The following is a 14,619-nucleotide window of genomic DNA, read 5'->3' on the forward strand; positions in this document are numbered from 1 at the left end:
ACCCGTTGCAGCGGGTTGACCAACTCCAATGCACGTTTGTAGCGTGAGAAGTGGCCGTCTTCGCATTACGCGGAGGCGGCTATTTTTTTGAGTACAAGATTAGATAGTTAGACAAACATCTAAATATCGAGTATAGTGTGCGCGTCATGAGGGGTGCTGAGAGGAGGTCCTATGCCGGGAGAGGGTTTTAAGGCGCTTGCCGATCCAACGCGACGGCGCATTTTGGAGTTGCTGCGCGAGGGCAATTGTACGGCCGGGGAGCTTGCCGAGCATTTTGACATCAGCAAGCCGTCATTGAGCCATCATTTGGCGACGCTCAAAAACGCCGGGCTGGTGACCGACGAGCGCCATGGCCAAAACATCGTTTACAGCTTAAACACCACCGTCATGCAGGACTTGATTGGCTGGTTTATGGGCTTTACAGACACGGAAGGTGATAAGGATGAATAACGAAAACAAGGGCATTCACCCCACGGGGGTATCGTCGCGCGTGTGGATTGCGCTGGTCGTTCTGTGCGTTGCCAATGTCGTAGCGCACCTCATGGTGATGCCGAGCTTGCCTGCACAGATTCCCACGCACTGGGGCGCGAACGGCGCCGTCGATGGTTGGGGTCCTAGCTGGATGGCCTCCGCGCTCGGCGTGCTGCCTCTGGCGCTTCTCGCAATGTTCTGCGTGGTGCCGCGCATCGATCCCAAAGGTGAGGCATATCGAACCTCGGGCAAGTTCTATCAGGGCTTCGTAATCGCCTTCACCTTGTTCATGTGCGCCATAAGCTGGCTGGGAGAGCTTACGGTCTGGGGCGTGGTGCCGGCGGTCGGTTCGGTCAACGTGCTGATTTCCGGTGCTATCGGTTTGCTATTCATCGGCGTAGGCAACTACTTGCCGCGTGTGAAGCAGAACTATACGCTCGGTATCAAGACGCCTTGGGCGCTTGCCGATCCCGAGAACTGGCGCCGTACGCAGCGTTTTGGCGGCGCCTGCTTTATGGTGCTGGGTATTGGCCTGATTGTGATGGGCGTGGCAGGTGCGGTGCTTTCGAGTGAAGTCGTTGCCGCGGTGATTGCGGTTCTGGCGTTTGGTTCAGTCGGAGCTGCCTACGTCTATTCGTATCTGCTGTGGCGTAAATCGCAGCGAGCCGTTCGCTAAGGTTGCGGAAAACTAGCGTACGCAGTTCATAGTATGTTCTGGGGGACTTTTCCCAGGTAGTATTAGGGGGTGTGGGCAACCATGCCCCTTTTTCGTTAAGTTTCAGAGCTGGTTACCTCATTTCGTTTCCACTAAAGCGAATCAAGAATAGGGAAACAGCAGGTAGAAAGGATAAAACAGGCATATGGCGGAGTTTATCTACCAAATGTATCAGGCTCGCAAGGCCCATGGCGACAAGGTGATCCTTGACGATGTGACCCTGAGCTTCTATCCCGGTGCCAAGATCGGCGTCGTGGGTCCCAACGGTATGGGCAAGTCGACCCTGCTCAAGATCATGGCCGGTATCGAGGAGGTCTCCAACGGCGATGCCAGGCTCACTCCCGGCTACACCGTGGGCATCCTGCAGCAGGAGCCGCCGCTCGACGACGACAAGACCGTCATCGAGAACGTGCGCATGGCGTTTGGCGATATGATCGCCAAGGTCGATCGCTTCAACAAGATCGGCGAGGAGATGTGCGACCCGGATTGCGACATGGACGCCCTCATGGCTGAGATGGGAAAGCTCCAGGACGAGATCGATGCCGCCGACGGCTGGGATATCGATTCCAAGCTCGGCCAGGCCATGGACGCCCTGCAGCTGCCCGATTCCGACATGCCGGTCAGCGTGCTTTCCGGCGGCGAGCGCCGTCGCGTGGCCCTGTGCAAGCTGCTGCTCGAGGCTCCCGACCTGCTGCTGCTCGACGAGCCCACGAACCACCTGGACGCCGAGTCGATCCTGTGGCTCGAGCACTTCCTGCACAACTACCAGGGCGCGGTGCTGGCCGTCACACACGATCGCTACTTCCTGGATAACGTTGCCGAGTGGATCTGCGAGGTCGACCGCGGTCACCTCTATCCCTACAAGGGCAACTACTCCACGTATCTGGAGACCAAGGCAGCGCGTATCGAGGCTCAGGGCAACCGCGACGCCAAGCTCGCCAAGCGCATGGAGGCCGAGCTCGAGTGGGTGCGCAGCTCGCCCAAGGCCCGTCAGGCCAAGAACAAGGCCCGTCTGGCTCGCTACGAGGAGATGGAGGCCGAGGCCCGCGCAAGCCAGAAGCTCGACTGGACCGACATCCGCATCCCTGTGGGTCCGCGTCTGGGCAACAAGGTGCTCGAGGGCCATCACCTGCACAAGGAGTTCGACGGTCGCGTGCTCATCGATGACCTTTCGTTCACCCTGCCGCGCAACGGCATCGTGGGCGTCATCGGCCCCAACGGCGTGGGCAAGACTACGCTCTTCAAGACTATCGTTGGCCTGGAGCCGCTGACTTCGGGCGAGCTCGAGGTGGGCGAGACCGTCAAGATTTCTTACGTCGACCAGAACCGTTCCGGCATCGACCCCGATAAGAACCTGTGGGAGGTCGTCTCGGACGGCCTGGATCACATGATGGTCGGCGAGACCGAGGTTCCGAGCCGCGCTTATGTGGCGAGCTTTGGCTTTAAGGGCCAGGACCAGCAGAAGCGCGCCGGCGTACTCTCCGGTGGCGAGCGCAACCGTCTGAACTTGGCGCTTACGCTCAAGCAGGGCGGCAACCTGCTGCTCCTCGACGAGCCCACGAACGACCTCGACGTCGAGACGCTGTCCTCGCTCGAGGCGGCGCTGCTCGAGTTCCCGGGCTGCTCGGTGGTCATTAGCCACGATCGTATGTTCTTGGACCGCGTTGCCACGCACATCCTGGCGTGGGAGGGCACCGATGAGAACCCGGGCAACTGGTATTGGTTTGAGGGTAACTTCGAGGCCTATCAGGCCAACCGCATCGAGCGCCTGGGCGAGGACGCAGCCCAGCCGCATCGTATCCACAGGAAACTTACCAGGGACTAGTTTGATGTGGCAAAGGGACAGCCCCTTTGTCACACGAACTTATGCTCAACCTGGGAAAATAAAAAAACGCGGCGAACGTTTTTGTGACGTTCGCCGCGTTTTGCTATTCGTTGGAGTCTTCAACCTTGTCGACGGTCCAGGTGGCTCCGAGGCCTCCGGTGGTGTTGCGGCGGATGCGCACGGTGACTTCGTGGCGCTCGCCGGCCTGCGTGTAGCGCAGGGGGAAGATTGCGCGGTTTCGCGCGGCCTCGATGGTGCCGCGTTCGCGGGCGATCCAGTAGTACTCGCCGACAATGCCGAGGGTATCGGCGCCGTAGGGGAGATAGGTCGACAGCTGGTGCAGAAGCGGGCCGGGGCAGAAGACCTCGGTTGCGAAATCGACGGGGAAGTCCTCGGGGATGGCGGGCGTTGCGGGTGCGGGGGCCGGTGCTGCAGCGGGGACCGGAGCCGGTGCGGGAATCTGGTCATAGACAGGTTCGGATGCGGACTCGATGACGGGTGCAGACTCAGGCACCGGTTCCGGCTTAACTGCGGAATCTGTCGGTTCCACGGAGACGGATGTGTCTTCAGTCTCGGTTTTGGCATCGGCTTGCGGGGAGTCCTCTGCCTCGACAGGCAGCTTTGCCTCGATGGGCGTGGAGGCCATGGTGGTGATGCCGGCGTTTGCGTTCTCGGGGTCATAGACGACCGTGAGCGAGATGGCGGGCTGCGGCGTCTCGGGCTCCGGCGCCGACTCGGTAGCGCCTTGATCGTCGGGCTCGTCGGGCTGATCGTCCTCGGTCTCGTCGCCAAAGACATCGCTGTTTTGGAACGCAGGCGTTTCGGGCTGGTCAGCGGCTTCTTCGATTGTCGACTTGGGAGCTTCGTTGAGCTCCGCAGTGGCTTCCTGCTCGGATATGACTTCGGGATCGGTCGTGGCGGTGATTTCGGTGTCGGCTTCTGCCGTTACCTCAATAGCGACTTCGATCTCTGCCTCGGGCTCGGGCTCCGGAGCGACTTCGGCCACGGGCTCGGGCTCGGCGCGCTTAACGTGCTTGGGGCGCACGGCCTTGAGGTCCTTCTCGCCGCGCTTTTTCTTTTTGTAGGACTGCTTGGCACCCTTGGCAGCCTTGGGCTTGTCCTCGCCCTTGGCAAGGGCGGCATCCCAGGCCTCGTTGGCGATGAGCGTGGCATACAGGCGACCGCCCTTAAAGACGGTCAGCCTTATGCAGTCGTCGAGCTCCTCGAGCAGCTCGCGCGTGGACTCGAAGCCCAGGTCATAAGCGGCCATGTCACCAGCAGCGAGCGCCTCCTCGACCTGCGTCATAAACGTTTGCTTGCCGCACCCAATCGCATCACGCAGCAGACGATACAGATAGATGTGGTTGCCCAGCGATAGCGTGGGCTTAACTATTGTCTTGCTCATGGCAAATCTCCTCTTTACACACCAAAGCATCTTACCATCGCGCGGGGCTTGCTACCTCGGCGCCCAAGGCAAACGGGCGCGACCGTTGCCGGTTCGCGCCCGTTATACAGGTCGATTATCTATGAGGGGCAAACGTGCTTAGTTGCCCGATGCCGTGCCTTGGCTCGAGCTGTCAGATGCCGTGCCGGACGCGGTTCCACTCGAGCTGTTCGAGTTGCTGGTGTTGCTGCTGTCTGCTGAGCCCGTTCCCGACGTGGTGTCGCTCGTCTGGTCGCCCGTGCTCGGTTGAGAGCCGTCAGTCGTTTGGCTTGAGTCGGTTGTGCCGGATTGCGTACCGTTGTTGTTCACAGAAGAATCGGCGCCCTGCGACTGATCGGGGGTGTTCGAGGACGAGTCGGTGGATGCGGAGGTGCCCTGCGAGTCGTCCTGCTGGCTTTGCGATTGACCAGTGCTGTCCGCGTCGTGCTCGGTCGTGCGTGACGACAGAATCGGCTCGGGACGCTCGCCCAGACCCTCACCGGCGGTGGTGATAAGGATGGCAGCGGTGCAGGCGATAACCGCGACGATGGCGATGGCGATCGAGAAGATGATGACCTTCTTTTGCGTCTGGCTGCGCTCTGCCGCCGCCTTGGCGCGCAGGCTGTCGGGGGCGACGCGCGCCGTGGTCGCGCGCCCTGCAATCTGGCGCATCTCCTGGGTAGTCGCGGCGCCGCCTAAGTGCTCCTCGGCATTTAATTCAACGGGTTCATAGGCGCCGGCGGGGTAGTCGACGGTGGCGTGCGTACCTTTGAGGGCTTCGGCGCTGGCAGAGATAAAGTGGCGGTAGACCTGCGAGGACACAACGGTGATGACCGAGCTCACAGCGGCACCGATCACCGATCCGGCGATACCGATCTTGGAGGCAAGCGCGACGCTCGTAGCGGCAGCTGCGGCGCCGGCGATGATCTGGGGAATGGAAATGTCGTCAAACAGGCCCTTTTTGGGCGCGATGGCCATGGTCTGGCCGATGGAATGGTTTTCGTGAACGCCGTTGTTGAGCGATGCCGGCGTCATGACACGTGTGCGCGGCGCGTCGGTGTACTTGGTTGTCATACGGGGTCCTCCCGGTGTAAATCTGCTTCGTTTCGTGTAGCCATCAGGGTACCCACCAGATGTGAATCGTACGTGACATTTAACAGATACCATCAACTCATCAAGGGGGCTTGCTGTCTTTGGTGCAATAGCTTGATGCTAAACTGGATTAACGATTGCGAGGTGGTTTACGTGATGTACCCGTATATGACATTCGAAGACGGTACCGAGGTCGTTCATTCTGACCTGATAACAGATGGGGATATCGAAAAGGTTATCGTGCATTTTGAACGACCGACGGTAGAGGCCTCGACTCCGCTCGCTGTGAGTTGCCTTCCTGTTCGTGGACTGACTGGGAAGGGCATTTTACTCAGAGTGAAAAACGAGCTTTCGAGGAGTGTTTGAGCAAATAATTTAGATTAGTTCGAGTTTAGTTCGAATAAAGAAGCCGAATACGATGACCTAAAGCGTATGCATTTTTAGTATTAGATGCGTATGAAATGGAGGATGTGAATGGATGAGCTAATAGACTTTAAAAAACGATTTCTCAAGAATGGCGAGCTGGTTTCAATTCCAAAAAAGGAAAGCTATAAAAGAATCATGCTGCTATGGGCCGTCTCTTTCTTTGAATTAAATACAAGTTATACGGAGCTTCAGGTTAATCGTGTGCTGTCACAGCTCTATCCTGATTATGCCGTGTTGAGGCGGTACTTGGTTGATTATGGATTCCTATTAAGGGATGAGCGAGGCCTGAAATACGAGGTTAATCCTGATGTTCACGGTATTGAGAGCTAGCCGTCCGGTTCGGGTCCTATATATTGCTAGAGGGATAAGCGAAATAGGCAATTGGTGTGCGAATATTGCTTTGCCAATGCTGATTTACGAGGTAACTCACGATGTTTCTGCAACTGCTTTGATGGTCTGCTGCAGATTTGCCCCCGCTCTGTTTTCAGTTGCGCTCGCGCAGCTGCCTCAGAAGATGGGTATCGGGACACTGCAGGCCATGAGATTGGCAGACTTAATTCGCGCGGGATTATTCGTTTGCTATATTTTTGTTGATAGTAAATGGAGTATGTTTGCTATTACGTGCGCGGTATCGCTTTGCCGAACGGTTGAAATGCCCTGCTTTTACTCGTTGTTAAGAGCCAATACGAATAGTATCAATCGCGACGTAATTAATAATTCGTTTGGGTTTCTGCAGAATTTGATGATGGTTCTGGGGCCAGTTGCCGGCGGTTTTGTTGTCGCTCAATTTGGGGCGGAGGCTGTTCTTGCATTAGACGCGCTTTCTTTTGCCGCGTCGTTCTGGTTGCTGCGAGATGTTCCGTCGGTTATCGAGGTTAATGATAAAGAGGGGATAAGCAAAAATGAAAAAAACTGGACTGCATTTAGTGATCTTAACGCGAAGCACTTGGCAATTGGTTTCCTATTAATCGATATTTCTAGTGGCGTGGCATTCGGCTCTCTGAATTCTCTTTTGCCAGCTATAGCGCAATTGCAATTTGACTCGTCATCGATACAATACGGATTCCTTCAGAGTAGTCTTACAATCGGACTGTTGTTCGGAAATACAATATACGGTCGTTTAATCAGTGGTTCCGATTGCGTTAAATCATATTGTTTTGTGACGTATCTTGCGCTCGGTGCGTATCTGGCGTTTGGCTATCGCTATGCGTCTGGGATATCGTTTATTTTCCTTTTTATCGTCGGTGCCGGAAACGCCATTCAAGATGTGCTTCTCATAACATCGCTGCAGGATTTGGCGAGAGACGGATCTGAATCGATGAGCCTGTTTTCAATTAGGGAGTCTTTGCAATCGGTTGCTGTTGTTATTTCAACACTCCTTGTTTCGCTGTTCACGAGCATCGCGATGTTCTCAATTCTCGTTACAGGACTTGGTGTATTTTCAATTATGATGGTAGTTGTGTTTCAATTGAATTATTTGCGAAAGATGTGACGTTGATATGCCTAAAACGCTTTTAGTATTTCCCCCAGGATGGAGTCCAGTGGGGCCGTATCTTGCCTTGCCTGTTTTGAAGTCATATCTTCAAGAGGTTGAACAATACAAAGTTGACATTGTTGACTTAAACGTGGAATTTTACGATGACCTCCTATCTTTTAGACATGTCGAAGAGTGCTGTAAAAGGTATCGGGAATCAAAGGATTCGTTTAGTTCGAATGTTCAATTAACAATCGAGTTGATACAAAAGTCAGCACTTAATGTTGACGAGGCAAAAGATATTTTCAGATCGAAGAGATACTTTAATCTAAAAGAAAGACAATATGCTGAAAACATTTTTAGAAATGCACTCTATATCATAAATCACGTCTCATATGGAGTTAAATACACGTTCAACTCCATAGATCTGCCCTATGATTATTATTCGACACCAGAAATAATGAAATCGCTTGCGGATACCTTGCATAATCCGTTTATTTCCTTCTATGAAACTGCCTTTCTTAAGCGTATTCAGAGGGAAAAATCGAGTTTATTGGGATTTCGGTGAGCGGCTGTTTCCAATTGATTTCTGCAGTTACGTTAGCGAAACTGATTAAAGAAGAATGTCCATCTGTTAAACACGTCTCATTGGGCGGCAATTACATTACTCGTTTAGCAGATGACTGCATGAAAGAATGGCATCCCTTTTTTGAATACATTGATTCGATAATGATGTATGACGGCGAAGAGCCGCTTGCACGTCTTCTTGAGGCTCTTGACTCTGGTGATGACAATCTCGACTGTGTTCCAAACCTTTGCCATGCTAAAGGTGGAAAGATATATAAAAACCATCGGATTGAGCAAACATTTATCAACGATACAGTTCCCGATTTCGATGGCTTCGCCCTTTCTAAATACTTCATGCCTGAGTTAATATTGCCGGTTTATTCCTCTAGGCAGTGTTTTAATCATTGCGCCTTCTGCACCATTCCCGGTGCTACCGGTGGTTGTTACCGAAAGATGCCTATATCGAGAGTATTTGAAATAATGTGTCGGTTAAATGAAAAATACGGCACGAGAGTTTTCTCTTTTGTGGATGAAACATTCGAAGGCAAAAGAATGGAGCAACTCGCGGATGAAATAAACGCATCGGGAAAAACGTTTTTCTGGCATGGAGAAACGAGGTTCTCTCCAACCCTAAGTACAGACGTTTTCAACAAGATATACCAAAGTGGATGTAGGCAGATTCAGTTTGGCCTCGAGTCATACAACCAAAGAGTTCTTGATCTAATGAAGAAGAACACGAGAGTTGATTGGATTGATCGCAATATCCATGATTGTCTCAATGCGGGTATTCCTGTTCATCTATTCTTTATGATTGGCTTTCCGACCGAAACTAAAGAAGAGGCTCTGAACACCTTAGCTTATACAGAGAATGTTTTGAATTATTCAAAACAGGTATGTGGTGTTCCATATTCCACGAGAGGATTTACGAATTTTGGTCTCGTTATGGGGTCGGATGTTTGGAATCATCCCGATAAGTATGGTGTCTCTGTAATGCCGAAGTCCCAATATGAGGATTTGCGCCTCGAAGTGGATTATGTTTCAGGCACTGGTTTAACTTTAAATGAAGCAAAATCCTTATCTGATGAGCATCATATTGATTTTTATATGCAAGAGGTCATAAACGGTAGCGACACAATTGACTTGCCCCAGCGGCTTCATATTTCAGAGGTGACCTGGATCCTAGATTCTATTCACGCTGTCAGGTATAAGGGACATTTGACCAAAGTAAAGCGACGGCTAACTAGTCTAAATCCAGCTGATCGAATCTGGCTGGATTCCAAGACCTCTGTCGTGCTCGTTGAGCCATTTGCCTACTTCTATAATTCTGAATACCATCATGTCTATGCTGTTTCCCAGTTGGTATACCTTAAGTTGGCCCGTTTATTGGAGGCCGATTGTAGCATTTCTCTTATCCTTGATCAGGGCGACCTCGAGCTGACAAGGGCGATAGAAGAACTGTTGCATTATGGATTGCTGAATACAAATATCGATGCCGATTATGTAATGCACGATAATGGTTTTCAATTGGTTAAAAGTTCGTTTGTGAAAGAAGTCGGACGCTCAAAAGAGGGGTTAAGAGTACTGCTGAGTTGTGCCACCCATAGAATGTGTGCGGTTAATGATTTTTCGTTCGCTTTGCTTTCGTTGTTTGAAAAGCCGATTACTAAGAACGAGGTGCGCGACATTTTGAAAAAAGAGGGACTATCGGCAAACGAGGAGCAACTAAACAAGTTGGTTGATAATTGCATGAAAGCAGATATACTACAATTGATTAGATAGAGGAGGTTTCTGCATGGACGTTATTAACAAAGATCTCTTGGAGCAACTGAAAGAGTTTCAGGAAGAGGGCGTCGTGGTAGAAGTGTTCGACTTTGAGGACTACATGGATAAATTCTGCCATTAGTTTCGGAATTTACTCGCCTCGCTTAAAGGAGAAGTCGATTATCGATTTCTCCTTTTTAATTAAAGATATTATTGAAATACATGCTCTTAGCACAGGTTGGCCTCTCAGTAAACTGGGAGGTTGCTTTGGCTAGTTAGAGATATGTGAACGTCCGTTAGACTGAATCTCAGGGTAGAAGGGGCCTCCAGTGTCCAGATCAACAAGGCAATGCTGCGTTTCGGCTAATAAGAACGATGGCTTTTTGCGTGTGGCGGCGGCGTCGCCGCAGATTCGCGTTGCCGATGTCGAGGACAATGTCGAGGCTGCATTGGCGGCTGTTCGCGAGGCTGCCGAGCGCGGCGTTCGCGCGCTGGTGCTGCCCGAGCTCAGCTTGTGCGGCTATACCGCGGCCGACCTGCTCCATAACCGCACGCTGCTGCATGCCTGCGAGGCTGCTCTGGTGCATATCCTCGATGAGACTCGTGAGCTGTCGATTGTCTTTACCGTCGGTCTTCCCGTTGCGGTTGCCGAGAATATCTACAACTGCGCCGCCGTGTGCTGCGCGGGCGAGCTTTTGGGCCTGACGGCCAAGAAGCATCTGCCCAACTATGGCGAGTTCTACGAGCGCCGCTGGTTTGCTCCGGCGCCTGCAGATCCCGTGTGGGTCGAGTTTGCCGGTCAGGGTCCGGTTCCGCTGGGTTCGGGGCTTGTCTACCGCTGCTGTGATGAAGGTGCCGAGGATATGGTGCTGGGCGTTGAGGTCTGCGAGGACCTGTGGGTGCCGGCGCCCCCTTCGACCGAGATGGCGCTTGCCGGTGCGACGGTGATCCTCAATCCGTCGGCTTCGGACGAGATTATCGGTAAGGCGGATTACCGCCGCAGCCTAATCTCCAACCAGAGCGCGCGCCTGTACTGCGCCTATGCCTACGCGGACGCGAGCGAGGGCGAGTCCACGACCGACATGGTCTTTGCGGGCGAGAACCTCGTCTACGAAAACGGCTCCAAGCTCGCCGCGACCAAACTGCTTACCTGCGATATGGCCATCGCCGACGTTGACCTTGACCGCCTGGTTGCCGAGCGCCGTCGCTCGACGACGTGGACGCGCACCGACGATGCGCCGGAGGCCACGGCCGTTGAGTTTTCGTTTGAGGGCGTGCTGGCCGAAGAACCTGTCCTGCGCGATGCCTGCGATATCGACCGCGTTTTCCCGCGCGCGCCCTTTGTGCCGGCCGACCACGGCGACTTGGCCGAGCGCTGCGAGACGATCCTCGGTCTGCAGACTGCGGGCCTCAAGACCCGCCTCGCCCACACAGGTACCAAGGCTGCGGTCATCGGCCTTTCGGGCGGCTTGGACTCCACGCTAGCGCTGCTTGTGACCGTGCGTGCCTTCGATGCACTGGGGCTGTCGCGCACGGGTATCACGGCGGTTTCCATGCCCGGCTTTGGCACGACGCACCGCACTAAGTCCAATGCCGAGTCGCTCGCTCGTGACTTGGGTGTGAGCTTCCGCGAGGTCTCAATCCATGCTGCCGTGGAACAGCACTTTAAGGATATCGAGCATGATCCGGCCGTGCAGGACGTGACCTACGAGAACAGCCAGGCGCGCGAGCGTACGCAGATTCTGATGGATCTGGCCAACCAGGCTGGCGGTTTTGTCATCGGCACGGGCGACCTGTCGGAGCTGGCGCTCGGCTGGGCTACCTATAACGGCGACCACATGAGCATGTACGCCGTCAACGCGAGCGTGCCTAAGACGCTTGTGCGCCATCTGGTGCGCTATGCGGCCGATGTGTTTGGCGGGCGTATTGCCGAGACGCTGCTCGACATCCTCGATACGCCGGTGTCCCCCGAGCTTCTGCCGCCCACGGGCGACGGCGAGATTGCGCAGAAGACCGAGGATTTGGTGGGCCCGTATGAGCTGCACGACTACTTCCTCTACTACCTGCTGCGTTTTGGCTTTGAGCCGGGCAAGATCTACCGCATGGCGCTCAAGAGCTTCGAGGGCGTCTACGACGCCAAGACCGTCCACACGTGGCTACGTACGTCCTACCGTCGCTTCTTTGCCCAGCAGTTTAAGCGCAGCTGCCTGCCCGATGGTCCCAAGGTGGGTTCGGTGACGCTCAGCCCGCGCGGCGATTGGCGTATGCCGAGTGACGCTAGCTCGCGTCTGTGGCTTGCGCAGATCGACGCGCTCAATCCAGTTGACTAAGGTTGGCTAAATTGAACCAATACGGGGGTTGCAAGCGTTACACTTTTGCAATCTGATGGCCCGTATCGCGCGGCGCTCTTGTCGGAGCGCCGCGTTTTTTATATCGAAAGGTGGCACCATGCAGGCATCGCAGCGTCTCGACCGCTTTGGCGCGGAGGTCTTCGCCTCGCTCAACAACAAGCTTCTCGCGCTGAAGGCTCAGGGCAAGACCATTTACAACATGAGCGTGGGCACGCCCGACTTTAAGCCGTACGACCATGTGGTCGAGGCGCTCACGCAGGCAGCCCAAGATCCCGAGATGTGGAAGTATGCCCTGCGCGACCTGCCCGAACTCAAGCAGGCCGTGTGCGATTACTATGAGCGTCGCTTTGGCGTTTCGGGCATTACGCCGTCTATGGTGCAGTCGTGCAACGGCACGCAGGAGGGGGTGGGCCATTTGGGCCTTGCCCTGCTCGATCCGGGTGACACCATTTTGGTTCCCGATCCGTGCTACCCGGTCTTTGAGGCGGGTGCCAAGATCGCCGATGCCAAGCTCGAATACTATCCGCTGGTTGCCGAGCACAATTACCTGCCCTATGTGGCGGGTATCGATCCCGAGGTTGCCGATCGTGCCAAGTACATGATCGTGTCGCTGCCCGCGAACCCGGTCGGCTCGGTGGGCACGCCCGAGGTCTACGAGGAGATTATCGCCTTTGCCCGCGAGCATGATCTGTTGATCGTCCATGATAACGCGTACTCCGACATCGTGTTTGACGGCGAGCCCGGCGGCAGCTTCTTGCAGTATCCCGGCGCGCTCGAGGTGGGCGTTGAGTTCTTCTCGCTCTCCAAGTCGTTTAACGTCACCGGTGCCCGCATCGGCTTTTTGGTCGGTCGCGAGGATGTGGTCTCTGCCTTTGCCAAGCTGCGCGGCCAGATCGACTTTGGTATGTTCTTCCCGATTCAGAAGGCCGCCATCGCGTGCCTGAACGGTCCGCGCGATGAGGTCGAGGCGCAGCGTCTGAAGTACCAGGAACGCCGCGATGCCCTGTGCGACGGTCTTGAGGGCCTGGGCTGGGAGCGTCCCAACGCGCATGGCTCTATGTTTGTGTGGGCCAAGCTTCCCGGTGGTCGCACCGATTCCATGGCGTTTTGCGAGGAGCTCATGGAGAAGGCCGGCGTTGTGGTGACGCCGGGCGCGAGCTTTGGCCCTTCGGGCGAGGGGCACGTGCGCATGGCGCTGGTCCTGCCGCCCGATCAGATCGCTTTGGCTGTCGAGGCCATTCGCGAGGCGGGCCTGTATTAGAAACCTATTTCGACTCGTCAATAGCTCGAAACCGATTTCGTGCAGTTATTTTACGAATTCTGCAAACAATTTCGGTAAACGGTCGATTTTTGGCTGCGAATAGGAGCATAATCAAAGTCCCGATTGGATGTATTGGGATTACGGCAAGCCGCTCGGGTCGTTCCCGGGCGGCTTGTTTGTGGAGAGAGATGGGAGTTTCTAATGGTTAACGAGAAGAAGGTCGCTATTGTCGGCTGCGGCTTCGTCGGTTCGTCTTCGGCGTTCGCTCTGATGCAGAGCGGTCTGTTCTCCGAGATGGTCCTCATCGACGTGGACAAGAACCGCGCCGAGGGTGAGGCTCTGGATATCGCGCACGGCATGACGTTTGCCGAGCCGATGAAGATCTACGCCGGCGATTATTCCGATGTCGCCGACGCCGCCATGATCGTCGTCACCGCTGGCGCTGCCCAGAAGCCCGGTGAGACCCGCCTGGACCTGGTCAACAAGAACGTTAACATCTTTAAGTCCATTATCCCCGAGATTAAGAAGTCCGGCTTCGACGGCATTCTGCTAATCGTCTCCAACCCGGTTGATGTTCTGACCTATGCTGCCATCAAGATGTCCGGCCTGCCCGAGGGCCATGTCATCGGCTCCGGCACCGTGCTCGACACTGGCCGTCTGCAGCAGATGCTTGGTGCCCACGTCGAGGTTGACCCGCGCGATGTCCAGGCCTATGTCATGGGCGAGCACGGCGACTCCGAGTTTGTCGCTTGGTCCAGCGCTCAGGTTGCTGGCGTTCCGCTGAACACCTTCTGCGAGCTTCACGGTCATCTGGAGCACGAGGCTGCCGAGAAGCGTATCGCCGAGGACGTCAAGAACTCCGCCTACACCATCATCGAGAAGAAGCACGCCACCTACTACGGCGTCGCCATGGCCGTCAAGCGCATCTGCACCGCTGTCATGCGCGATGAGCAGACCGTTCTGCCCGTTTCCTCGCTCATGGTGGGCGAGTATGGCCTGTCCGATCTGGCTATCTCCATGCCGACGGTCGTTGGCCGCGACGGCGTCGTCTGCCGCGTCCCCGTGCCGCTGAACGATGACGAGCAGCATGAGCTCACCGCCTCCGCCAAGGCCCTCAAGGACATCATCGACAGCGTCGACTTCTCCTGCTAAATTCGGCTCGTTTGGGCAACAGGCTACAATGAAAGGCGTCCGGGCCACACGGTCCGGGCGTCTTTTTGGTGCGAGGGGGTCAGGTTACTTTGCACCACCCC

The 14,619-nt window shown here is 55.2% G+C and carries 12 protein-coding genes; 10 read left to right on the forward strand and 2 right to left on the reverse strand.

The window, feature by feature from the left end:
- The first annotated feature begins 171 nt into the window (after nucleotides 1–171).
- From ACGHIZ_RS04035 to ettA, 3 genes are all read left to right on the forward strand, one after another.
- Entirely contained in the window at nucleotides 172–450 is a 279-nt protein-coding gene (locus ACGHIZ_RS04035; RefSeq protein ID WP_152074836.1) for an autorepressor SdpR family transcription factor, read from the forward strand.
- Nucleotides 443–1,147 carry an SdpI family protein gene (locus ACGHIZ_RS04040; protein ID WP_390449330.1) on the forward strand — a complete coding sequence of 235 codons (705 nt, stop codon included), beginning with the start codon at nucleotides 443–445 and terminating at the stop codon, nucleotides 1,145–1,147. The genes ACGHIZ_RS04035 and ACGHIZ_RS04040 overlap by 8 nt, the downstream gene beginning before the upstream one ends.
- Before the next feature lie 184 nt (nucleotides 1,148–1,331).
- Nucleotides 1,332–3,011, forward strand: coding sequence for an energy-dependent translational throttle protein EttA (gene ettA / locus ACGHIZ_RS04045; RefSeq protein ID WP_390449333.1), 1,680 nt, complete (start codon nucleotides 1,332–1,334; stop codon nucleotides 3,009–3,011).
- 103 nt (nucleotides 3,012–3,114) lie between these two features.
- On the opposite strand, the gene ACGHIZ_RS04050 is transcribed toward ettA, so the two are convergent.
- Nucleotides 3,115–4,416 carry a hypothetical protein gene (locus ACGHIZ_RS04050; protein WP_390449336.1) on the reverse strand — a complete coding sequence of 434 codons (1,302 nt, stop codon included), beginning with the start codon at nucleotides 4,414–4,416 and terminating at the stop codon, nucleotides 3,115–3,117.
- A 138-nt stretch (nucleotides 4,417–4,554) separates the two neighbouring features.
- The gene (locus ACGHIZ_RS04055; protein ID WP_161144876.1) at nucleotides 4,555–5,508 is read right to left on the reverse strand and encodes a hypothetical protein; all 954 of its coding nucleotides are present in this window, start codon (nucleotides 5,506–5,508) and stop codon (nucleotides 4,555–4,557) included.
- A 492-nt stretch (nucleotides 5,509–6,000) separates the two neighbouring features.
- On the opposite strand from ACGHIZ_RS04055, the gene ACGHIZ_RS04060 reads away from it, so the two are divergent.
- The 7 genes from ACGHIZ_RS04060 to ACGHIZ_RS04090 all read left to right on the forward strand — a co-directional run bounded on the left by ACGHIZ_RS04060 (nucleotide 6,001) and on the right by ACGHIZ_RS04090 (nucleotide 14,518).
- Nucleotides 6,001–6,282 (forward strand): DUF2087 domain-containing protein, encoded by a 282-nt coding sequence (locus ACGHIZ_RS04060; protein ID WP_196022588.1) that lies wholly within the window; start codon nucleotides 6,001–6,003, stop codon nucleotides 6,280–6,282.
- Nucleotides 6,260–7,444: an MFS transporter gene (locus tag ACGHIZ_RS04065; protein ID WP_215673814.1), complete on the forward strand. Its 1,185-nt coding sequence runs from the start codon at nucleotides 6,260–6,262 to the stop codon at nucleotides 7,442–7,444. The genes ACGHIZ_RS04060 and ACGHIZ_RS04065 overlap by 23 nt, the downstream gene beginning before the upstream one ends.
- Before the next feature lie 7 nt (nucleotides 7,445–7,451).
- Nucleotides 7,452–7,994 (forward strand): hypothetical protein, encoded by a 543-nt coding sequence (locus ACGHIZ_RS04070; protein ID WP_196022590.1) that lies wholly within the window; start codon nucleotides 7,452–7,454, stop codon nucleotides 7,992–7,994.
- Nucleotides 7,995–8,008: 14 nt separating this feature from the next.
- Entirely contained in the window at nucleotides 8,009–9,772 is a 1,764-nt protein-coding gene (locus tag ACGHIZ_RS04075) for a B12-binding domain-containing radical SAM protein (protein ID WP_390449341.1), read from the forward strand.
- 311 nt (nucleotides 9,773–10,083) lie between these two features.
- Nucleotides 10,084–12,084 (forward strand): NAD(+) synthase, encoded by a 2,001-nt coding sequence (locus ACGHIZ_RS04080; protein ID WP_196022592.1) that lies wholly within the window; start codon nucleotides 10,084–10,086, stop codon nucleotides 12,082–12,084.
- A gap of 118 nt (nucleotides 12,085–12,202) precedes the next feature.
- Nucleotides 12,203–13,366, forward strand: a complete 1,164-nt coding sequence (locus ACGHIZ_RS04085; protein WP_006234344.1) for a pyridoxal phosphate-dependent aminotransferase — start codon at nucleotides 12,203–12,205, stop codon at nucleotides 13,364–13,366.
- A 201-nt stretch (nucleotides 13,367–13,567) separates the two neighbouring features.
- Nucleotides 13,568–14,518 carry an L-lactate dehydrogenase gene (locus tag ACGHIZ_RS04090; RefSeq protein WP_006234343.1) on the forward strand — a complete coding sequence of 317 codons (951 nt, stop codon included), beginning with the start codon at nucleotides 13,568–13,570 and terminating at the stop codon, nucleotides 14,516–14,518.
- Nucleotides 14,519–14,619: the final 101 nt, after the last annotated feature.

The organism is Collinsella sp. i05-0019-G5 (genome assembly GCF_042851345.1).
Taxonomy (GTDB): Bacteria; Actinomycetota; Coriobacteriia; order Coriobacteriales; family Coriobacteriaceae; genus Collinsella.